The 18,275-nt window shown below is 68.0% G+C and carries 22 protein-coding genes; 7 read left to right on the top strand and 15 right to left on the bottom strand.

What is annotated here, in order from left to right; translation table 11 throughout:
• The first annotated feature begins 68 nt into the window (after nucleotides 1–68).
• Together hfq and hflX are read left to right on the top strand one after the other, a co-directional pair.
• Entirely contained in the window at nucleotides 69–320 is a 252-nt protein-coding gene (hfq, locus tag Q8Q77_RS18595; protein ID WP_254833250.1) for an RNA chaperone Hfq, read from the top strand.
• Nucleotides 317–1,624, top strand: a complete 1,308-nt coding sequence (hflX, locus tag Q8Q77_RS18590) for a GTPase HflX (protein WP_305585344.1) — start codon at nucleotides 317–319, stop codon at nucleotides 1,622–1,624. The genes hfq and hflX overlap by 4 nt, the downstream gene beginning before the upstream one ends.
• On the opposite strand, the gene mazG is transcribed toward hflX, so the two are convergent.
• Both mazG and Q8Q77_RS18580 read right to left on the bottom strand, forming a co-directional pair.
• Nucleotides 1,621–2,439: a nucleoside triphosphate pyrophosphohydrolase gene (mazG, locus tag Q8Q77_RS18585; protein ID WP_305585342.1), complete on the bottom strand. Its 819-nt coding sequence runs from the start codon at nucleotides 2,437–2,439 to the stop codon at nucleotides 1,621–1,623. The genes hflX and mazG overlap by 4 nt on opposite strands.
• 30 nt (nucleotides 2,440–2,469) lie before the next feature.
• Nucleotides 2,470–2,970, bottom strand: a complete 501-nt coding sequence (locus Q8Q77_RS18580; RefSeq protein WP_305585341.1) for a hypothetical protein — start codon at nucleotides 2,968–2,970, stop codon at nucleotides 2,470–2,472.
• Between the two features lie 194 nt (nucleotides 2,971–3,164).
• On the opposite strand from Q8Q77_RS18580, the gene Q8Q77_RS18575 reads away from it, so the two are divergent.
• Nucleotides 3,165–3,344: a YegP family protein gene (locus tag Q8Q77_RS18575; protein ID WP_305585339.1), complete on the top strand. Its 180-nt coding sequence runs from the start codon at nucleotides 3,165–3,167 to the stop codon at nucleotides 3,342–3,344.
• Here the strand turns inward: Q8Q77_RS18575 and Q8Q77_RS18570 are convergent.
• The 3 genes from Q8Q77_RS18570 to Q8Q77_RS18560 are packed head-to-tail and all read right to left on the bottom strand — an operon-like array spanning nucleotide 3,341 to nucleotide 6,839.
• Nucleotides 3,341–4,354 (bottom strand): LLM class flavin-dependent oxidoreductase, encoded by a 1,014-nt coding sequence (locus Q8Q77_RS18570; RefSeq protein WP_305585396.1) that lies wholly within the window; start codon nucleotides 4,352–4,354, stop codon nucleotides 3,341–3,343. The two genes, Q8Q77_RS18575 and Q8Q77_RS18570, sit on opposite strands and share 4 nt — an antisense overlap.
• A 38-nt stretch (nucleotides 4,355–4,392) precedes the next feature.
• Complete coding sequence (locus tag Q8Q77_RS18565) at nucleotides 4,393–5,550, bottom strand: serine hydrolase (RefSeq protein ID WP_305585337.1); 1,158 nt, start codon at nucleotides 5,548–5,550, stop codon at nucleotides 4,393–4,395.
• A gap of 2 nt (nucleotides 5,551–5,552) precedes the next feature.
• A complete protein-coding gene (locus tag Q8Q77_RS18560; protein WP_305585335.1) occupies nucleotides 5,553–6,839 on the bottom strand; it encodes a TetR family transcriptional regulator in 1,287 nt (428 codons plus the stop codon).
• 179 nt (nucleotides 6,840–7,018) lie between these two features.
• Here Q8Q77_RS18560 and Q8Q77_RS18555 point away from each other — a divergent pair, with 179 nt between their 5' ends.
• Nucleotides 7,019–9,259 (top strand): TonB-dependent receptor, encoded by a 2,241-nt coding sequence (locus tag Q8Q77_RS18555; RefSeq protein WP_305585333.1) that lies wholly within the window; start codon nucleotides 7,019–7,021, stop codon nucleotides 9,257–9,259.
• A gap of 67 nt (nucleotides 9,260–9,326) precedes the next feature.
• Entirely contained in the window at nucleotides 9,327–9,746 is a 420-nt protein-coding gene (locus Q8Q77_RS18550; protein WP_305585331.1) for a DUF1801 domain-containing protein, read from the top strand.
• On the opposite strand, the gene Q8Q77_RS18545 is transcribed toward Q8Q77_RS18550, so the two are convergent.
• The 5 genes from Q8Q77_RS18545 to Q8Q77_RS18525 all read right to left on the bottom strand — a co-directional run bounded on the left by Q8Q77_RS18545 (nucleotide 9,743) and on the right by Q8Q77_RS18525 (nucleotide 12,106).
• A complete protein-coding gene (locus tag Q8Q77_RS18545; protein WP_305585329.1) occupies nucleotides 9,743–10,180 on the bottom strand; it encodes a GNAT family N-acetyltransferase in 438 nt (145 codons plus the stop codon). The genes Q8Q77_RS18550 and Q8Q77_RS18545 overlap by 4 nt on opposite strands.
• A 3-nt stretch (nucleotides 10,181–10,183) precedes the next feature.
• Nucleotides 10,184–10,831, bottom strand: coding sequence for a glutathione S-transferase family protein (locus Q8Q77_RS18540; protein ID WP_305585327.1), 648 nt, complete (start codon nucleotides 10,829–10,831; stop codon nucleotides 10,184–10,186).
• Entirely contained in the window at nucleotides 10,819–11,268 is a 450-nt protein-coding gene (locus Q8Q77_RS18535) for an SRPBCC domain-containing protein (RefSeq protein ID WP_305585324.1), read from the bottom strand. The genes Q8Q77_RS18540 and Q8Q77_RS18535 overlap by 13 nt, the downstream gene beginning before the upstream one ends.
• Nucleotides 11,265–11,603: a helix-turn-helix transcriptional regulator gene (locus tag Q8Q77_RS18530; RefSeq protein ID WP_305585321.1), complete on the bottom strand. Its 339-nt coding sequence runs from the start codon at nucleotides 11,601–11,603 to the stop codon at nucleotides 11,265–11,267. The genes Q8Q77_RS18535 and Q8Q77_RS18530 overlap by 4 nt, the downstream gene beginning before the upstream one ends.
• Before the next feature lie 191 nt (nucleotides 11,604–11,794).
• A complete protein-coding gene (locus tag Q8Q77_RS18525) occupies nucleotides 11,795–12,106 on the bottom strand; it encodes a putative quinol monooxygenase (RefSeq protein WP_305585319.1) in 312 nt (103 codons plus the stop codon).
• A gap of 127 nt (nucleotides 12,107–12,233) precedes the next feature.
• Between Q8Q77_RS18525 and Q8Q77_RS18520 the strand changes: the two genes are divergently transcribed.
• Together Q8Q77_RS18520 and Q8Q77_RS18515 are read left to right on the top strand one after the other, a co-directional pair.
• Nucleotides 12,234–13,505, top strand: coding sequence for an MFS transporter (locus tag Q8Q77_RS18520; RefSeq protein ID WP_305585318.1), 1,272 nt, complete (start codon nucleotides 12,234–12,236; stop codon nucleotides 13,503–13,505).
• A gap of 55 nt (nucleotides 13,506–13,560) precedes the next feature.
• On the top strand, nucleotides 13,561–14,376 hold the full coding sequence (locus Q8Q77_RS18515; protein ID WP_305585316.1) for an NIPSNAP family protein: 816 nt from the start codon (nucleotides 13,561–13,563) through the stop codon (nucleotides 14,374–14,376).
• On the opposite strand, the gene Q8Q77_RS18510 is transcribed toward Q8Q77_RS18515, so the two are convergent.
• Genes Q8Q77_RS18510 through tmk form a run of 5 tightly spaced genes read right to left on the bottom strand, consistent with a single transcriptional unit; the run spans nucleotide 14,373 to nucleotide 18,211 of the window.
• Complete coding sequence (locus Q8Q77_RS18510; protein WP_305585315.1) at nucleotides 14,373–14,978, bottom strand: phosphoribosylglycinamide formyltransferase; 606 nt, start codon at nucleotides 14,976–14,978, stop codon at nucleotides 14,373–14,375. The genes Q8Q77_RS18515 and Q8Q77_RS18510 overlap by 4 nt on opposite strands.
• Complete coding sequence (locus Q8Q77_RS18505; protein WP_305585312.1) at nucleotides 14,975–15,799, bottom strand: MBL fold metallo-hydrolase; 825 nt, start codon at nucleotides 15,797–15,799, stop codon at nucleotides 14,975–14,977. Before Q8Q77_RS18505 ends, Q8Q77_RS18510 begins: the two co-directional genes overlap by 4 nt.
• Nucleotides 15,796–16,572, bottom strand: a complete 777-nt coding sequence (locus Q8Q77_RS18500; protein ID WP_305585310.1) for a TatD family hydrolase — start codon at nucleotides 16,570–16,572, stop codon at nucleotides 15,796–15,798. The genes Q8Q77_RS18505 and Q8Q77_RS18500 overlap by 4 nt, the downstream gene beginning before the upstream one ends.
• Before the next feature lie 6 nt (nucleotides 16,573–16,578).
• Nucleotides 16,579–17,571, bottom strand: coding sequence for a DNA polymerase III subunit delta' (locus Q8Q77_RS18495; RefSeq protein WP_305585307.1), 993 nt, complete (start codon nucleotides 17,569–17,571; stop codon nucleotides 16,579–16,581).
• On the bottom strand, nucleotides 17,564–18,211 hold the full coding sequence (gene tmk / locus Q8Q77_RS18490; protein ID WP_305585305.1) for a dTMP kinase: 648 nt from the start codon (nucleotides 18,209–18,211) through the stop codon (nucleotides 17,564–17,566). Before tmk ends, Q8Q77_RS18495 begins: the two co-directional genes overlap by 8 nt.
• Nucleotides 18,212–18,275: the final 64 nt, after the last annotated feature.

The following is an 18,275-nucleotide window of genomic DNA, read 5'->3' as shown; positions in this document are numbered from 1 at the left end:
TGCTCTAGCGTTCAACTTGTGTGTGGAGAGCGTCTTGCTCTTCGATCCAGAAAAAAGGGCGACAAGCCATGTCGAACAACGAAAAGAAACAGAATCTCCAGGACACGTTCCTGAACAGCGTCCGTAAGTCCAAGACGCCCCTGACCATCTTCCTCGTGAATGGCGTCAAGCTGCAGGGCGTGGTGAGCTGGTTCGACAATTTCTGTGTGCTGCTGCGTCGGGACGGGCAGTCCCAGCTGGTCTATAAGCACGCCATCTCCACCATCATGCCGGCCCAACCCGTTCAGTTGTACGAGCCGGCGGAAGACGAAGCCGATTGACGTCAAAATCTGTTGATCGCGAGGCCCCGCCGCAAGGCGTCCTCGTCATCCATCCCGAGCGGGACGGGCGTGACTCGTCCCGCAGCGCCGAGGCGCGGCTGGAGGAGGCCATCGGCCTCTCCCTCGCCCTGGACCTGGAAACCCGCGACGCGATCATCGTGCCGCTGCGCAAACGCACGCCCGCCACCCTGTTTGGTTCGGGCAAGGTGCTGGAGATCGCCGCCCTGTGCGAAAGCCTGGAGGCCGACGTTGTGGTCGTCGACGACGCCCTGACCCCGGTCCAGCAGCGCAATCTGGAAAAGGCATGGCAGGTGAAGGTCATCGACCGCACCGGCCTGATCCTGGAGATCTTCGCCCGTCGCGCCCGGACCCGCGAAGGCAGGCTGCAGGTCGAACTGGCCAGGCTCTCCTACGAGAAGTCCCGCCTGGTCCGCACATGGACCCACCTGGAACGCCAGCGCGGCGGCTTCGGCGTGATGGGCGGCCCCGGCGAGACCCAGATCGAGACCGACCGCCGCCTGCTGGCCGAGAAGATCGGCAAGCTCAAGAAGGAGCTGGTCGAGGTGCGCCGCACGCGCAACCTGCAGCGCGGGGCGCGCCAGCGCCATCCGTTCCCCTCGGTGGCCCTGGTCGGCTACACCAACGCCGGCAAGTCGACGCTGTTCAACCGGCTGACCAATGCCGACGTGGTGGCCCAGGACATGCTGTTCGCCACCCTGGACCCGACGCTGCGGATGCTGGACCTGCCCGACGGCCGGCCGGCGATCCTGTCCGACACCGTGGGCTTCATCTCCGACCTGCCGCACGAACTGGTCGAATCCTTCCGCGCCACCCTCGAGGAGGTGAAGGAAGCCGACGTGATCCTGCATGTGCGCGACATCGCCACCGCCGAAAGCGCCGCCCAGGCGCAGGACGTCCGCACGGTGCTGGAACGCCTGGGGATCACGGTCGCCGACCGCAATGTCATCGAGGTCTGGAACAAGGCCGACCTCGTGGACGAGGAGCTGCGCGACGACCTGGCCGGCGACGCGCGCCGCCAGAAGCCGCCGGCGGTGCTGCTCTCCGCCGTCACGGGCGACGGGTGCGAGGCCCTGCTGGGGACCATCGCGGCGCTGGTGGATGACGCCGAGCCCGTCGAAATCCAGACGACCGAAGGCGCGGCCATAGCCTGGCTCTACCGGAACGGCCGGGTGATGGGCCGCCACGATGACGACCATGGCGGCGTACGCCTGTCGGTCCGGCTATCGCCCCAGGCGCTGGGCCAGTTCGAACAGCTCTTCCCGAAGGCCGAACTGCGCTACTAACCGGCGACCTTCTCCGCGGCTTTGGCGGCGTCCCAGAGGGCGTCCATCTCCTCCAGATCGGACTGATCGGGCGTCTTGCCGCGCTCGGCCAGGGCCGCCTCAATGAACCTGAAGCGCCGGGCGAACTTGGCGTTGGTGGCGCGCAGGGCGTCCTCGGGCTCGATGTCCAAGGTGCGGGCGATGTTGGCCACCACGAACAGCACGTCGCCCAGTTCCTGCCGGGCCTTCTCCAGGTCGCCGGCGGCGATCTCGACCTCGAGCTCGGCCACCTCCTCGTGCAGCTTCTCGACCACCTTCTGGACGGTGGGCCAGACGAAACCGACGGTGGCGGCGCGCTTGGAGAGTTTTGTGGCCCTGGTGAGAGCCGGCAGGCCGACCGGCACATTGTCCAGCAGGCTGGCCTTGCCGCCCTTGGTCGCCCGTTCCTGCGCCTTGATGACCTCCCAGGCCTGGGTTTGCTCGGCGCTGGTGCGATGGTTCTCGCCGCCGAACACGTGAGGATGACGGCGGATCATCTTGTCGGAGATGGCGGCGGCCACGTCGTCGAAATCGAAGGCGCCCTGATCCTGAGCCATCTGGCTGTGGAACACGACCTGGAACAGGAGGTCGCCCAGTTCCTCCTTCAGGTCCGACAGGTCGCCGCGCTCGATGGCGTCGGCCACTTCATAGGCCTCCTCCACCGTATAGGGGGCGACGGTGGCGAAGGTCTGTTCCAGGTCCCAGGCGCAGCCGGTCCCGGGGGTCCGCAGGGCGGTCATGATCGCGCGCAGGCGCTCGATGGGCGGCAGGTCGCTTGGCGCGTTTGACGTTGGCATGGGTCTCTTTGCTGAACCGCGAGGCAAGACTCAACGGCGAGCGTAGGCCTTGCCGCGGCCCAGTTGGAAGGCGAAACGATCGATGCCGTGCTGGGCGTCGGCCCAGGTGCCGCCGATGCGGGAATCACGGATGTCGGTCTCGTACCAAGTGTAGCGGATCGGGGTGATGTCGCCATCGATCGAGACGGCCTGGCCCTCGATCGAGACCCCGCCGGTGCCGAAGCTCTCATAGGAGAGGCCGGGCCGGTCGCCGAGTTGCTTGAAGGTGGGGCGATTGGGGCGGACGTCGATCAGGGTGAGCTCGACGCGGCCTCCGGCCAGGACGCCGGTGCGATGCAGCTCGCGCTGCACGTCGGACTGGAGTTCGGCGACCAGGCGGTCGACATCGCGGACGCCGTAGTCCTCTGCCGCCTTCTTGGCAAGGTCGGGACCGATGGTGACCTGGACGCTGGAGACAGTCGACAGGGGCTCGGCCATGGCCGAGCCGACGAGGCCGGCGAGAGCGAAAGCGGCGAAAAGGAGAATGCGCATGGGGGTGCTCCGGTGCGAAGGCGAGCGCTGCGTTCGATTAAGAGATAGGCCCACGACGGCCGAAGCGAAAGGCACGACCAAAGCGTGGCCTTAGTGTGGCGCGGCTGTCATCGCGTGGTGGCTTGACGGGGCGCGGCGCGCAGCCAAGTCTCGCCCCCGGGGCGGACGACCCAATCCAAGAGCAGGAGGCTCGCGTGGCCCATAAGTTCGAAATCTACAAGGACAAGGCTGGGGAATACCGGGTCCGGTTCAAGTACAACAGCGAGGTTATGTTCTCCACCGAGGGCTATTCGTCCAAGGCCAGCGCCACAAGCGCCATCGAGTCGATCAAGAAGAACGGTCCTGACGCTCCCGTTGACGATACGACCGACTAGGCTTGCGCCGTCTCCAGGCGCGCGAGGTCCTCGCGCGCCTGGGCGACAATCTCGAACGAGGCCAGCCGCGCGGCGTGATCGAACACCTGGGCGGTGACCATCAGCTCGTCGGCGCCGGTGCGTTCGACGAAGGCGGCGAGGCCCCGCGCCACGGTCTCTCGCGAGCCCACGACCGCGCAGCTCAGCGCCTGGCGCAGCATCGGCCCGCCCAGGCCGTCCAGGCGGCCTTCCAGATCCTCGACAGGCGAGGGCAGGGGGCCGGGCCGTCCTTGACCCAGATTGATGAAGGCCTGCTTCACCGAGGTGAACAGCCGCTGGGCTTCGGCGTCGGTCTTGGCCGCCACCACGCTCAAGCCCGCCATCACATAGGGCCGATCCAGATGCTCGGACGGCCGGAACTGACTGCGATAGAGCGCCAGGGCCTGGTCCAGATAGGCCGGGGCGAAGTGGGAAGCGAAGGCGAACGGCAGCCCGAGCGCCGCGGCAAGTTGGGCGCCGTAGGTGCTCGATCCCAAAATCCAGAACGCCATGTCCAGTCCCGCCCCCGGCACGGCGCGGATCAGCTGTCCCGGTTGGGCGGGGCGGAAATAGTCCATCAGCTCGATGACGTCGCGTGGGAACTGGTCGACGTCGGAGGCGAGGTTGCGGCGAAGCGCCCGGGCGGTGGCTTGGTCCGAGCCCGGCGCGCGGCCCAGGCCCAGGTCGACCCGGCCGGGATAGAGCGAGGCCAGGGTGCCGAACTGCTCGGCGATCACCAGGGGCGCATGGTTGGGCAGCATGACGCCGCCGGCCCCGACCCGGATGGTCGTGGTCGCCTCCGCCACATGGCCGATGATCACGGCGGTGGCGGCGCTGGCCACTCCGGTCATGTTGTGATGCTCGGCCAGCCAATAGCGGCGATAGCCCCAGCGCTCGGCATGCTGGGCCAGGTCGCGGGTGTTGCGGAACGACTGGGCGGCGTCGCCACCCTCGACGATGGGCGACAGATCAAGGACGGAGAGATCAACCATCCGCCCCATATGGGGTCCTTCGCCGGCGAGGCCAGGGCCTAAGCGTTGGCGAACACCGCATGGCACAGGGCGACCGCGCGCGGATCGCCCACCAGGCCGCCGCCCATCTGGTTCATGACGTAGCCGATGGCCACGCCGGTCGCCGGATCTGCGCAGGCGAACGAACCGCCCCAACCGGAATGGCCGAAGGTCCCGGCGTGCGGCCCGAACACGCCTGAGTCGTTCAGCGCCACGCCATGGGCCCAGAACGGCTTGAAGCCCAGCATGACGTCCTCGCGCCGGGTCTGGACCGTGGTCAGCTTGGCGATGGTCTCCGCCGACATCAGCCGCACGCCGTCCAGTTCGCCCCCGTTGGCGAGCGCGCCATAGATCCTGGCCAGGCCCAGGGCCGTGGCGTGGCCGTTGCCGGCCGGCACCTCGGCGGCGCGCCAGGCGCGGTCGTTGGGGATGGTCGGTTCCATGGCCGGATTGGCCACCGCCGCCAGCGCCTCGGGCGCCATCGTCGCGGGATCGAAAGCCTCGCCTGCCTTGGGGGCGATCAACGGCGCCACACGGGGCTCGTCGCGTTCCGCCAGGCCGATATGGAAATCCGCGCCCAGCGGGCCCGCGATCTCCTCGGCCACGAAGCGTCCGACGCTGCGGCCGCTCACCCGGCGGATGATCTCGCCGGCCAGGAAGCCGTAGGTCATGGCGTGATAGGAGTTCTTCGTCCCCGGCTCCCACATCGGCGCTTGGCCGGCCAGGCGGCGAGTCACCGTGTCCCAGTCGTAGAAGTCGGTGAGCGGCGTGGGGTCGACGAAGCCCGGCAGGCCGGCCTGGTGCGACACGAGCAGGGCGACGGTGATGTCGGCCTTCCCGGCCTGGGCGAACTCCGGCCAGTAGGTGGCGACCGGCGCGGCGTACTCGACCTTGCCCTGATCCACCAGTCGAGCCAACGCGATGGCGGTGACGCCCTTGGTGGTCGACCAGACATTGGCCAGGGTGTCGGCGGTCCAGGGAACCTGGCGCGCCTCGTCGCGGAACCCGCCCCAGAGATCGGCCACGAGCACGCCGTGCCGATAGACCGCCAGCGAGGCCCCCACCTCGCGGCTGGCGTCCTCGCGGCGGAAGTTGGCGACGAACTGGTCTCGAACCGGCTCGAGGCCCGGGGCGACCGTGCCGTGGATGCGGACTTCGTCGGGGGTCGCCAGGGTCATGGTCAGCTCGCTTTCAGGCCTAGGGTGAAGAGGGCGACGACTTCGTCGCCGAACCGGAGCGGATCGCGCGCGTCGTCCGGAGTGATCCACTTGGGCAGCCAGCCGAAGGCGCCGGCGCCCAACTGGGCGACGATGGGCACGTCGCAGGGCCGGCAGGAGCCGTCCGCGATCCCTTGGCGTATGAAGACCGAGAACTGGTTGCGCAGCCGATTGGCGCGCCGCACGAAGGCCTGCCGATGCGGGGCGGGCAGGGCGTCCAGGCCCACCTGCGGCATCAGGGGCGACAGCTCGCCGACCTGGGCCTGGGTGTTGAGGTGCACGCCGATCATCGAGCGCTCGAAACCCGTGGCGCCGCGGGCCTTGGCCGCCGCAGCGAAGGCCTCGAACAGGTCGAAACCGCGCTCGTAGCAGCGGACCACCAGGTCGGTCTTGTCCTGCATGTAGTGATAGACCACGCCCTTGGTCGCCCCCAGCGCGGCGCTCACATCGTCCAGGGACGTGGCCTCGATGCCGTTGCGGTTGAAGAGCTGCGAGGCGGTCATCACCAGTTGGGCGGCCTTCATCTCGGCGGCCTCGCGGCGGTCGAAGGCGTTGAAGCGGCCGGGCAGGAAGCTCTGGGCGTCGACGGGGCAGGGCTGGATGTTGCGCGCGCCCTGGCCGATGCCGTTCTTCAGCAGGTCGAGCATCGCCGCCCCGGTCCGCGCGCGGAAGCCGGGGCCCTTGGCGCCCAGCACCCAGTAGGGCGAGAGTTGCGCCCAGGAGAGCATGCCGATGATCGATCGGGCCGCGATCTTGGCGTCGCACAGCCGGATGCCGCCGTCGCGGACTCCCTGCTCGACCATGGCCTCGAGGTGGGCGGCGTTGCGGCGGTTGGCGGTCTCCACCAGCTCGCGATGGGGCGAGGCCAGGTAGCCGATCTCGCTCAGCACCGCGACGGGCGGGCGATCGGGCGCGGTGGCGCGCTCCACGAAGGCCAGGACCTGGCCCAGGCCGCCGCCCGGCGCCTCCGAGGCGATGGCGAGATCCTCGGCGGTCTGATCACAGGCCCGCATATAGCACTGGAAGACCAGCTCGGCCCGGTCGTCGAGATAGTAGTAGAGCGCCGCCCGCGTGAGCCCGGCCTCGGCGGCGATGTCGCTCAGCGAGGTGGCCGCGATCCCGCGCAGATTGAACAGCTTCGTGGCCTGAGCCAGCAGCGCTTCGCGCTTCAGGCCGCGCTTGCGCGTGCCGCCGGCGGACTTCGCCGGCGCGGCGGCCTGATCGGAAAAGGTCTTTCGAATCTGCGGCATGGCCTCGGCTCCCCACGTTTCTGGACGCGAGGTTTAGGAAACATACGCAGATGTGGAATTCGTTGACAAGCAAATCTGCTCGTGCCGTTATCGCCACATACTTCGATGTCAAATTTCTCCGGCGAAGGCCGCAAGACGCGGTCCGGGACAAGCGGGGAAAGCACGGGGAGGGAACGAATATGATCCGCCAACATGCGAATCGCTCGGCGCTGCTGGGCTCCACGGTGCTGGGCGCCGCGATCCTGCTGGCCGCGCCGCCGGCCGCCGCACAGGAGGCGACGCTGATGGAGGAGATCACCGTCACCGCCCAGAAGCGGGCCCAGGACGTGCTCGATGTCGGCGGGACCCTCGACGTGGTCGGCGCCAACGAGCTCAGCGAACGCCGGGTCGAGCAGGTGAGGGACCTGACCTCGGTGGTCTCCAGCCTGGACATCAAGGAGCAGGTCGCCGGCGCCATGCCGATCATCACGATCCGCGGCGTCGGCCTGGACGACTTCTCCTCCACCAACAATCCGAGCGCCGGGGTCTATGTGGACGAGGTCTACCTGGCCTCGCTGGCCCAGATGAGCTTCGACCTCGTCGACCTGGAGCGGGTGGAGGTCCTTAAAGGTCCGCAGGGGACGCTCTACGGCCGCAACTCGACGGCCGGGGCGCTCAACATCGTCACCGCCAAGCCGTCGACAACCGGCTTCTCCGCCCGGGCCGCGGCCGGCGCCGGCGATTACGACAGCTACGACCTGGAAGGCATGGTCAATGTACCGCTGAGCGACACCCTGGCCCTCCGCTTCGCCGCCAAGACCATCCAGCAGGGCGAGGGCTACTACTTCAACCGGGTGATCAATCGCGACATCGGCCGCCGGGACCTCTGGGTTGGCCGCGCCCTGGCGCGCTGGACGCCCAGCGAGACGCTCGACGTCAACCTGAAGGTCGAGGGCCAACGGTCGCGGTCCGAGATGGGGCAGGGCGAGTATTTCGGGCAGTTCCCGTCACCGCTGTCGCCCGGCGCGCCATGCCCGGGCAGCCCCCGTTGCAGCAACTTCTTCGGCTATGTAGACCTCGACGGCGACCCGTTCCGCGGCGACTGGTCGGGCCAGCACTTCTACGATTTCGACCAGTTCGCCACGACCCTGAAGGTCGACTGGAAGCTGGGCGAAGCCACCCTGACCTCGGTGACCGGCTACGCCAATTTCGCGCGCAGCTTCTATATCGACACCGACGCCAGCCCGCTTCGCCAGACCGACTTCATCCAGACCGACAAGATCCACCAGCTCTCGCAGGAACTGCGGTTGGCCGGCTCGACCGAACGGCTGGAGTGGCTGCTGGGCGGCTTTTACTCGACCGACCGGGTGAAGGTGACCACGCCGGGTTTTCTCGAGGACCTGTTCAACACCCGCACCATGAGCGTCGCCGACCAATCGACCGACTCGCTGGCGGCCTTCGCCCACGGCGAGTGGAAGCTCGGCGAGCGGCTCAGCCTGGTCACCGGCCTGCGCTACACCTGGGAGGAGAAGTCCAACCGCGCCGGCGCCTCCGACCTCGTGGCCCTGTGCCCGGGCAGCGCGCTCACCCTGGCGCCGTGCGGCTCTGGACCCATCCCACTGTCCTTCATCGACCAGACGATCGACGACACCAACTGGTCCTGGAAGCTCGGCCTAAACTTCAAGGCCGACCCGCTGACCCTGTTCTACGCGAGCGCCTCGCAGGGGGTGAAGTCCGGCGGCTTCTTCTCGGGCATGACCACTTCCACCGCCCAACTCATCCCTTATGAGCCGGAGCGGCTGGTGGCCCTCGAGGCCGGCTGGAAACGGCGGGTCCCGGAGCTGGGCCTGCAGACCTCGGCCAGCGTCTTCTATTACGACTATCACGACGTGCAGACCTTCATTCGCGACACCTCCGGAGCCCTGCCGATCCAACGCCTGGGCAATGTCGAGGAGGCCGAACTCTATGGCGCCGACCTGGACCTGACCCTGCGGCCGCCGGGCCTGGAGGGCCTGACCCTGCAGGCGGGTCTAGGCCTTGTGCATAGCGAGCTCGGCGCCTTCGCCACCAGTGGCGGCGTCGTGCCCTCGGGCAACGAGCTGCCCAACGCCCCGGCGCTAACCTTCAACGGTTCGGCGCAGTACGAAGTCGAGGTGTCGGAAGGCTGGGCGCTGACCCTGCAGGCCGGGGCGCACTATTCGGACGAGGTGTTCAAGGACGCCTTGAACGATCCCGTGCTGCTCCAGGACAGCTATTGGAACTTCGACGCCCGGGCGGCCCTGGCCCTGACGGCTCACGACCTGGAGATCGCCGTCTGGGGCAAGAACCTCGGCGACGAACAACACCTGACCCAGGGCATCAATCTCGCGGCCCTGGGCTACGGCAACCGCAACTACAACGCCCCGCGCACCTACGGCGTGACCCTGTCCAAGCGCTGGTAGCTTGCCAGCCCGCCTTCGCCGCGCCGATGATGCCAAGCACGGGAAGGCGGGCGCGGGGAGGCGGGCGATGACGGACCAGGCATTCGGAGACCCGGCGGTCGCGGCGGTGTTCGACCGTCATCCGCCGGACCTGCGCGCGGCGCTCATGGACCTGCGGGCCCTGATCCTGGCCGCGGCGGCCGAAACGCCGCGGGTGGGCCAAGTGGTCGAGACCCTGAAATGGGGCCAACCGGCCTATCTGCCGGCGCGGCCGCGGGTCGGGACCACGGTGCGGATCGACGCCCTGGCCGGGGCGTCTGGCGGCTATGCTATGTATTTCCACTGCCAGACCAGCCTGCTGGCGACCTTCCGGGACATCTATCCCGACGACTTCACCTTCGAGGGCGACCGGGCTTTGATCTTCTCGACCGCCCGGCCGATCCCGGAGGAGGCCGTCAAGCACTGCGTCTCCCTGGCCCTAGGCTACCACCTGCGCGCGGTCGCCTAGAGCGCGAACGAATAGCCGAGCGCGGCATCGGCGCTGTCATCGGCGCCCTCGGTCCCGCCGACCGAGACATAGAGCGCCCGGGCCGCGGCGTTGCCGACATTGGTCAAGACCCACGCCTCGCGGCAGCCATGGTCGCGGCCGACCTGGAGCAGGGCGCGCATCACCGCCTTGCCCAGGCCCTGGCCGTGATGGCTAGGCGCGACCCCGACCTCGTTGATCCAGAGTTCGGCCGGCTTGTCGGGGTGGACGTAGTGGACGCCCGAGGCGAAGCCGACCACCAGGCCGGCGTCCACGGCGACCGCAATATGGTGGCGGGGATCGGCCAGGAACTCGCGGCTCAGCGCCGGATCCACGGGGTTATCGAACACCTCCGGCGCGACATGGCCGAGCACGGCCTCATCACCGGACTGGAGGACCTTGATCTCAACGGTCATGTATCAAGCGGTGTCTGCCGCCGCAAAGTGGGCCATCTGGTCTTCGTATGCCTTCACGAAGGCCGGTCGGGCCATGGCGCGCGCGACGTAGTCGCGACAAGCAGGATAATTCGCTAGCCCGTCGAACCGATCCACGAGGCGCAGCACATCCACCATGAGAATGTCGGCTACAGAGAAGGTCCCGGCGAGCCATTCGCGCCCCGCCAATACCGGCTCCATATGCTGGAGTCGGTGGACCTTGAGGAACCCGTCGAAAAGCTTCCAGGCCGCCGTATCCTCGCTCTCCCCGGAGAACTCCAATAGGGACCAGGGCAGACTCGCCATCTCGACTGAATTCAGGGCCGCGAACAGCCATTCCTTGGCCTCGCTGCGACCGCGCGGATCGGCGGGCAGCAGCGCATCGCTGCGCTCGCCGAGGTGCAGCAGGATCGCGCCGCTCTCGAAGATCGAGAGGTCGCCATCGGTCAGCCACGGCGCCTGTCCAAAGGGCTGATGCGCGAAGTGCCCGGCTTTGCGATCGCGGAAGGACACGCTCTCAACGCGGTAGGCCAACCCGGCTTCTTCCAACGCCCAACGCACCCGTATGTCACGCACATAGCCGCGCGGCATTTCGGGAACCCAATCGAAGGTGGTGAGGGTCAGGTCGCCCATTCCGCATCTCCAAGGAAAACGACTAGTTTATCGAGGAGGCCATCCCAGCCTTCCTCGTGACTATTGCGCGCCTCTTCATCGGGAAGATGCTCGTGGATCAGGGTCAGTTCGGTGCCGCCGTCAAACGGCTCAAGCAGAAACGTGACCAGCGACTCTCGTTCTGGCATTCCGGGCCATTCCCAGGTGAAGACCAGCTTCTTCCCAGGAACCACCTCCTGATAGACCCCAGTGGGATTGTGCTCCTCGCCGTTCAGCAGCCGGAATACGACGCTAAATCGACCTCCGGGTCGGACGTCGGTCTCGGCGCTGAGCGTCGGCCCCGCATCAGGACCCCACCACTGCATCATGAGTTTGGGCTGTGTGATCGCCGCGTAGACCTTCGCGGGCGACGCCTTGATTTTGCGCACGATGGTCAGGCTCGGCAGGCTCTTGGTCATCGCTCGCCATCCTCTTCCACGAGCGCAGCAAGCCTATCGATGCTTACCGTCCAGAAGCGTTCATATCGCTTGAGCCACTCCATCGCCTCCCGCATCGGCCCGACCGAAAGGTGAACCGACACTGTCCGACCGGCCTTGGTCCGGGTGATCAATCCCGCATCAGACAGGACATCCAGATGCTTCATCATTCCGGGAAGCTTCAGCGAAAACGGTCGAGCGAGTTCGCTCACGGAAAGGCCGGGTTCGTCCTTCAGCCGTAGCAGGACATGCCGGCGGGTAGGGTCGGCGAGCGCGGAGAACGTGCGGTCGATGCCCGAGGCTTGATACTTCACCATGTAGCGAAGTGTTATTTACTTCTCTGGTGGAGTCAACGATCTGAATCCGCAGCCGAGAGACGTCCTTGCGGCTCATCGTGATCACGGTCATCCGCCGCCACCTTCAACGCCTGAACCGAAGGGTAGGCTTGTGACATTCCGAACGGCGAGGCCGGTGACATCTCCATCGGTGATCTACATCCGTTCTTCGCCTAAGGAAGATTATCAGAAATTGCATTATCCAATCGGCGATAGACCGAGGTCTTTGGCGGCGTAGTGAAGAATGCCCCCAGGGTTTCAAAATCGCCTCTCTCGGCGCGCCACCGCCCGTAGAGTTTAGACTTTTCCTCCGACTCCCAGTGCTCCAGGAAGACAACCTCGCCTTCGGCGTTTCGGTAGATCTCGAAAAGCTCGCATCCGTCGAAGGCTCGGGTGCGAGGCGCCTCCACCAGCATCAGGGTTTCGAACTCCTCCAAACGCTCGGCGGCGACTTGGAAGCTGATCATCGCTGCGTACTGAGCCATGGCTGTTCCTGGTGAAAACGGCGGCGATCCTGGCGGCATCGCCGCTTGATGGAACCGCCAGCGTGGCGGACAGTCAATCCTGACGCGCAGGATCGCGACGAGACGATCCGCGTTCAGGGAGAACCATATGACGCCTGGCGAACAGCGTGGCGCGGGCCACGGGCTTCTGGTGCTGCTAACGCTCATGAACGTCCTGAACTTCGTGGATCGACAGCTGCTGTCGAGCTTCGCCAACTTCATCGTTCCGGACCTTAGCCTGACCAACACCGAGTTCGGCCTGCTGACCGGTCTGGTGTTCATCGTCTTCTATGCGGTCGCCGGCCTGTTCATGGGCGCCTTGGCCGACATGGTGAACCGGCCGCGGCTGATCGCCGGCGCGATGTTCGCCTGGAGCGCGCTGACCGCGGCCTCGGGCCTGGCGCGCAATTTCGTGACCCTGGCGATCCCGCGGGTGTTCATCGGCGTCGGCGAGTCGGCGTTAACCCCTACCGCCATGTCATTGCTCGCCGACCGATATCCTCTGGAAAAACGCGGGTTTGCGGCGGGTTTCTACTATATGGGCGTGCCGATCGGCGTCGGCGTCAGCCTGCTGGTGGCCGGGTTTCTGGGACCGGCCATCGGCTGGCGCAATTGCTTCTTCCTGCTGGGCGCGATCGGCGTGGTGTTCTCGCTGATCATCTTCCAGGTCAAGGAGACCCGGGCGGTTCGCACCGAGGCGACCAAGGCGGCCAGTCCCAAGCTCGGCGAACTCCTGCGCATCTTCGGCGCCGCGCTGGCGGCGTCCCCTGCCCTGCAACTGACCATCGCCGGCGGGGTCGTGGTCCATTTCCTCCTGGGCGCGGCGGCCTTCGATCAGCTCTGGCTGGTGCGCGAGCGCGGTTTCGAACGGGCGGAGATCGCGGTGATCAGCGGCCTGATCGCCTGCGCCGCCGGGGTGGCGGGCAACCTGTTCGGCGGGGTGGCCAGCGACCGCTGGGTGACGGCGACCGGACAGAGCCGGCCGATGTTCATGGTCTGGGTGCTGCTGGCCCTGCTGCCGATCAACCTGGCCTATCGGCTCATCGACCCGGGGAACGCCATGTTCTGGGTCTGCATGGTGGTGGCCTATTTCCAGCTCGGCGCCTTCTACGGCCCGACCTTCTCCACGGTGCAGGAGCTGTGCCCGTCGCAGGTGCGCTCGACGGTCGTGGCCTTCTACATCATGAGCCTGAACGTGATCGGCCTGGGGATCGGCATCACCGGCAGCGGGGTCCTGGTCGACGCGCTGATCGCCCGCGGCGTCGAGCAGCCCTATAGCTGGACGCTGTTCGCCTTCACCTGTCTCTCGGCCTTCGCCATTCCCTGCTATTTCGCCGCCGCCCGGATGTGCGCGCCGCGTGTCGCGCCCGCTAATACCTGACGCAAGATGTCAGTTGGACAGGGTTAGGTCACTCCGCAGTCACCTCGGAGAGCCCATGCCCATCAGTCACCGCCACCTCGCCGCCGGCCTGCTGGCGGGCGCTAGCTTGCTGACCGCCGGCTCGGTCGCCAACGCCCGCGATCCCAAGCCTGACGCCGTACTGGAACTGCGTCAGTACACTCTGCATCCCGGCAAACGCGACACCCTGATCGACATCTTCGAGCGGAACTTCGTCGAGGGTCAGGAGGCGCAGGGCATGACCATCGTTGGCCAGTTCCGCGATCTCGACAGTCCCGACCGCTTCGTCTGGCTGCGGACCTTCCCCGACATGGCGGCGCGGGCCCGGGCTCTGAATGGCTTCTATTTCGGCCCGGTCTGGCAAGCGAACCGCAACGGCGCCAATCCGACCATGGTCGATTCCGATAACGTGCTGCTGCTCAAGCCCGCCCTGCCGCGATCGGCCCTCGCCCCCAGCCGGGAGGCGCGGCCCGAGCCGACCGCCAAGGGCTCCGGGCCCGGCCTGGTGGTCGCCCAGATCGTCTATCTGCGCACGGCGGCCGATCCGGCATTCCTGGCCTTCTTCGACAACGAGCTGCGGCCACTGCTCGCCGCGGCCGGCGCGCCGGTCCTGGGCGCCTATGTCACCGAGACGGCGGCGAACAACTTTCCCCAGATTCCGGTGCGCAACACCGAGCCGGTGTTCGTCTGGTTCATGAGCTTCCCGGACGGCACGGCCTATGAGCGACACCGCATGGCGCTGCGCCAGTCGCAGACCTGGCGGGCCGCTACGGGCCGGCTCAGCCTCTGGAGTTATCAGCCGATCGAGACCCTGCGGCTGCAGCCCACGGCGCGCTCGCGCCTGCACGGTTAGCCCGGCAGGACCAGTTCGCCCTTGACCAGCCGCTGAAGGGTCTCGACGAAGAACCCGGGCTCCAGGTCGGTGACGCGTGCCTCCAGGCTGTCGGCGGTCTCGCCGGGCTCCAGAGGCACGGCGCGGGCGGCGATCAGCGGGCCGTTGTCATAGATCTCGTCGACCAGGTGAATGGTAACCCCGCTCTCGGCCGCTCCGGCGGCGATGACGGCCTCGTGGACCCGGCGGCCATACATCCCCTCTCCGCCGAAGCGCGGCAGGGGGCCGGGATGAATGTTCAGGACCCGGTTGCGATAGGCGTTGAGCGTCCGGGGGCCGAGCCGGCGCAGATAGCCCGAGAGCACCACCAGTTCGACCTCGGCGGCCTGCAGCGCCGCGCAAAGCCGCGCGTCGGCGGCGTCCGAATCGGCCTGGGTCGCGATCACCTCAGCGGGGACGCCGTGGTCCTGGGCGAAGACGAGCGCCTGGGCCGCGCGGTTGTTGCTGACCACCAGGCGCGCCTCGGCGGCCAGGCTCCCGGACTCGATCGCCGCCACGATGGCCCGCAGGCTCGAACCGTTTCGGGATGCTAAGAATCCCAGCCTAAGCGGCGAAACTATCATCGAAAATCGCCACCAAGTTCATGTTCGAATTGCAGGCCATCGAAGGCCGGCTCGACACCCGCAGGCAGACGCGCGGCCAGGTCGTCATAGTCGAGGTCGATATGCATGTTGGTGAGGATCGCCCGGCGCGGCCTGACCTTGTCGATCCATTCGAGAGTTCGCTCCACATGGGCGTGGGTCGGGTGGGGCCGCCAGCGCAGGGCGTCGACGATCCAGACGTCGAGGTCGGCCAGGGCCTCCAGCGCCGTCTCGTCGAGGTCGACCACGTCGCTGGAATAGGCCACGCCGCCAAACCGGTAGCCGACGGAGCGCACGGCGCCATGGTCCTGGTCGAAGGTGACCACGGGGATCGCGCCGGACGGCCCCTGGACATCCCAGGTCTGCCCGTGGCCCGGCAGGTCCCGCAGATCGGCGATGGCCGGATAGCCCGCCTCCCCCTCGAAGATGTAGCCGAAGCGCCGCCGCATGCTCGCCGCCGTCGGGGCGTCCACGTGGCAGGCGATCCTGGCCCTTTGGCGGATGGCGAAGGCGCGGATGTCGTCGATGCCGTGGGTCTGGTCGGCGTGGTCATGGGTCAGCAGCACGGCGTCCAGTCGCTTGGCCCCGGCCTCGGCCGTCTGCCACACCAGGTCGGGCGAGGTGTCGACGATCAAGGTCGTCTCGTCCTCGGCGCTTTCGCCCTTGCGGCGGACCAGCAGCGAGCAGCGGCGGCGGCGGTTCTTCGGATTGGCCGGATCGCAGGCGCCCCAGTCGCCGTCCGCCCGGGGCACGCCACCGGACGAGCCGCAGCCCAAGATCGTGAATTCCAGCCGGGCGCTCATGGCCGGGGGATCCGGTCGAAGAGGGCAAAGAAGGCGTCCTCGGCGCGCCGCTCGGCGTCTTCCGGCGTCCAGCCCCGGATCTCGGCCAGCTTGTGAACGATGGGCGCGAGATAGGCCGGCTCGTTGCGCCGACCACGGTGCGGGACCGGCGCCAGGTATGGGCAGTCGGTCTCGACGATGATCTTGTCGCCGGGCATGTCGGCGATGATCTCGCGAACGTCCCTGGCGGCCTTGAAGGTGGCGATTCCCGAGACCGAGAACCACGCCCCCAGCGCCGCCATACGCCCCGCCAGCTCCGCGCCCGAGGTGTAGCAATGCATCAGGATCTTGAAGGCGCCGCGCCCGTGGGCCTCCTCCAGCATGTCGCCCATGACCTCGTCGGCCTCCCGGGTGTGGACCACCAGGGGCAGGCCGGTCTCGCGCGCCGCGGCCACATGCTGGCGGAACACGTCGGCTTGGATGTCGCGCGGGCTGAGGTCGTAGTGGAAATCGAGCCCCGTCTCGCCGATCCCCACCACGCGCGGGTCGGCGGCTATGGCGATGAGCTGGGCGCTCGTGAGGTCCGTATGGTCCCTGGCCTCGTGCGGGTGGGCGCCGACCGTGCACCAGATGTCGGCCTGGTCGGCCAGGGCGCGGACCTTCGGATAGTTCGGGATCTTGTCGCAGATATTGACCATCAGGCCGATCCCGGCCGCCCGGGCGCGCGCGATGACCGCCTGGCGGTCCTCGTCGTATTGCGGTGCGTGCAGGTTGACGTGGCTGTCGATCAGCATGGGGTCTCAGGCGCGGGCGGCGTCGCGCAGTTCCGAAAGGGCCGAAAAGAAGGCGTCCGCGCGGTCGAGATTGACTGCCTCCACCTCGCGCGGAAGGCGTTGCAGCGTCTCCCACGCCGAGGCCCAGCGATCAAGGCCGCCGAAGCCCTCCGCCGCCTGGCGCCGCAGGTGGCCATGCACCCGCTCGGCCAGACGCTCGATCAGCAGGGCGAACTGCTGGGCGCCCTCCCCGCCCCGGAACCGGTCGGCCAGCGCCAGCGCCATGCCCTCGTCCACCTTGGGCAGGTTGAACAGGATCTCGCGCGCCGCGTCGTCGATGGCCACCGCGCCGGCGGCGTAGAGCGCCACCGCCCGGCCCGGCGCTCCCCCCGACATCCGCGACACCCGGATGGCGTCCTCGGCGTTGGCCTCGGTCCGCGCCTGGACGAAGGAGGCGACCTCGTCCTCCGGCAGGGCGTGGAAGGCGAGCCTGCGGCAGCGCGAACGGATGGTCGGCAGCAGCCGGCCGGGCGAATGGGAGACCAGCAGCAGGACCCCGCGCGATGGCGGCTCCTCCAGGGTCTTCAGCACGGCGTTGGCGGCGTTGACGTTCAGGTCGTCGGCCGCGTCGATGATCGCCACCCGGTGCGGCGCCGTGGCCGGGGACTTGGAGAAGAACTCCGAGAGCTTGCGCGCCTCGTCGACCGGGATGACCTTGCGCGGCTTGCCATCCTCGCCGATCCGCTCCAGCACCAGGATGTCGGGGTGCGAATGAGCGATGATCTGGCGGCTCACCGGATGGTCGGGCTCGGCGCCGAGGATTCCGTAGGACGGCTCCGGCGGCGCCCCCAGCAGCCGGCGCGCGGCGCGGTAGGCGAAGGTGGCCTTGCCCACCCCCTCCGGTCCGGTCAGCAGCCAGGCATGGTGCAGCCGCCCCCGCTCGCGGGCGTCCTCGAACGCGGCCTCGGGCCCCTCATGGCCCTGCAGGGTGAAGGTCTGGTTGGGATGGTGCTCAGCCATGGACGGCCAGCCGCCCGGACACCGCGTCCCAGACCTGGGCCTCGACGCCCTCGATCGTATCGGCCGCGTCGATCAGGACGCAGCGCGCGGGTTCGGCCTCCGCGATGGCCTGGAAGGCCGCGCGCAGGCGTTCATGGAAGGCTGCGCCCATGGACTCGAACCGGGTCTCGGCATGGCCCGCCGCGGCGGCGTGGATCTCGGCGCGCGCCAGGCCCACCGCCACCGGCAGGTCGAAGACCAGGGTCAGGTCGGGCCGGACATTGGCCAGGACATGGGTCTCCAGCGCGGCGATTAGATGCGGGTCGACTCCGCCGGCTCCGCCTTGATAGGCCCGGGTGGAGTCGGCGAACCGGTCGCAGACCACCCAGGCGCCGCGTTCCAGGGCGGGCGCGATGGCGCGCTCGATATGGTCGCGCCGCGCGGCGTACATCAGCAGGGTCTCGGTCGCCGGGCTCCAGCGGTCGGCCGAGCCCTTCAGCACAAGTTCGCGGATCGCCTCGGCGCCGGTGGAACCGCCGGGCTCACGGGTGGCCACGACCTCCTGGCCGGCCGCGCGCAGGCGCTCGACCAGGCGCTTGACCTGGGTCGATTTCCCGGCGCCCTCGCCGCCTTCGAAGGTGATGAACCGACCGCGTGCCACGCGGCCAAATTGGCCGGTTCGCCGGCTTTGTCCAGCGCCCTAGAAGGGCCGAACGACGCGGGCC

The sequence above is a fragment of the Phenylobacterium sp. genome (assembly GCF_030698145.1).
Classification (GTDB): Bacteria; Pseudomonadota; Alphaproteobacteria; order Caulobacterales; family Caulobacteraceae; genus Phenylobacterium.
This window is presented reverse-complemented; position numbering and strand designations above follow the sequence as displayed.

Coding starts and splice junctions, on each gene's coding strand:
- Q8Q77_RS18570 (WP_305585396.1), bottom strand. CDS start 4,354: ATGGTTGATCTCTCCGTCCTTGATCTGTCGCCCATCGTCGAGGGTGGC.
- Q8Q77_RS18510 (WP_305585315.1), bottom strand. CDS start 14,978: ATGATAGTTTCGCCGCTTAGGCTGGGATTCTTAGCATCCCGAAACGGT.
- Q8Q77_RS18530 (WP_305585321.1), bottom strand. CDS start 11,603: ATGGTGAAGTATCAAGCCTCGGGCATCGACCGCACGTTCTCCGCGCTC.
- Q8Q77_RS18525 (WP_305585319.1), bottom strand. CDS start 12,106: ATGGCTCAGTACGCAGCGATGATCAGCTTCCAAGTCGCCGCCGAGCGT.
- Q8Q77_RS18560 (WP_305585335.1), bottom strand. CDS start 6,839: ATGCCGCAGATTCGAAAGACCTTTTCCGATCAGGCCGCCGCGCCGGCG.
- Q8Q77_RS18500 (WP_305585310.1), bottom strand. CDS start 16,572: ATGCTGATCGACAGCCACGTCAACCTGCACGCACCGCAATACGACGAG.
- Q8Q77_RS18550 (WP_305585331.1), top strand. CDS start 9,327: ATGACGGACCAGGCATTCGGAGACCCGGCGGTCGCGGCGGTGTTCGAC.
- Q8Q77_RS18515 (WP_305585316.1), top strand. CDS start 13,561: ATGCCCATCAGTCACCGCCACCTCGCCGCCGGCCTGCTGGCGGGCGCT.
- Q8Q77_RS18540 (WP_305585327.1), bottom strand. CDS start 10,831: ATGGGCGACCTGACCCTCACCACCTTCGATTGGGTTCCCGAAATGCCG.
- Q8Q77_RS18495 (WP_305585307.1), bottom strand. CDS start 17,571: ATGGCTGAGCACCATCCCAACCAGACCTTCACCCTGCAGGGCCATGAG.
- mazG (WP_305585342.1), bottom strand. CDS start 2,439: ATGCCAACGTCAAACGCGCCAAGCGACCTGCCGCCCATCGAGCGCCTG.
- Q8Q77_RS18505 (WP_305585312.1), bottom strand. CDS start 15,799: ATGAGCGCCCGGCTGGAATTCACGATCTTGGGCTGCGGCTCGTCCGGT.
- Q8Q77_RS18565 (WP_305585337.1), bottom strand. CDS start 5,550: ATGACCCTGGCGACCCCCGACGAAGTCCGCATCCACGGCACGGTCGCC.
- Q8Q77_RS18535 (WP_305585324.1), bottom strand. CDS start 11,268: ATGACCAAGAGCCTGCCGAGCCTGACCATCGTGCGCAAAATCAAGGCG.
- Q8Q77_RS18580 (WP_305585341.1), bottom strand. CDS start 2,970: ATGCGCATTCTCCTTTTCGCCGCTTTCGCTCTCGCCGGCCTCGTCGGC.
- Q8Q77_RS18555 (WP_305585333.1), top strand. CDS start 7,019: ATGATCCGCCAACATGCGAATCGCTCGGCGCTGCTGGGCTCCACGGTG.
- hfq (WP_254833250.1), top strand. CDS start 69: ATGTCGAACAACGAAAAGAAACAGAATCTCCAGGACACGTTCCTGAAC.
- Q8Q77_RS18520 (WP_305585318.1), top strand. CDS start 12,234: ATGACGCCTGGCGAACAGCGTGGCGCGGGCCACGGGCTTCTGGTGCTG.
- Q8Q77_RS18545 (WP_305585329.1), bottom strand. CDS start 10,180: ATGACCGTTGAGATCAAGGTCCTCCAGTCCGGTGATGAGGCCGTGCTC.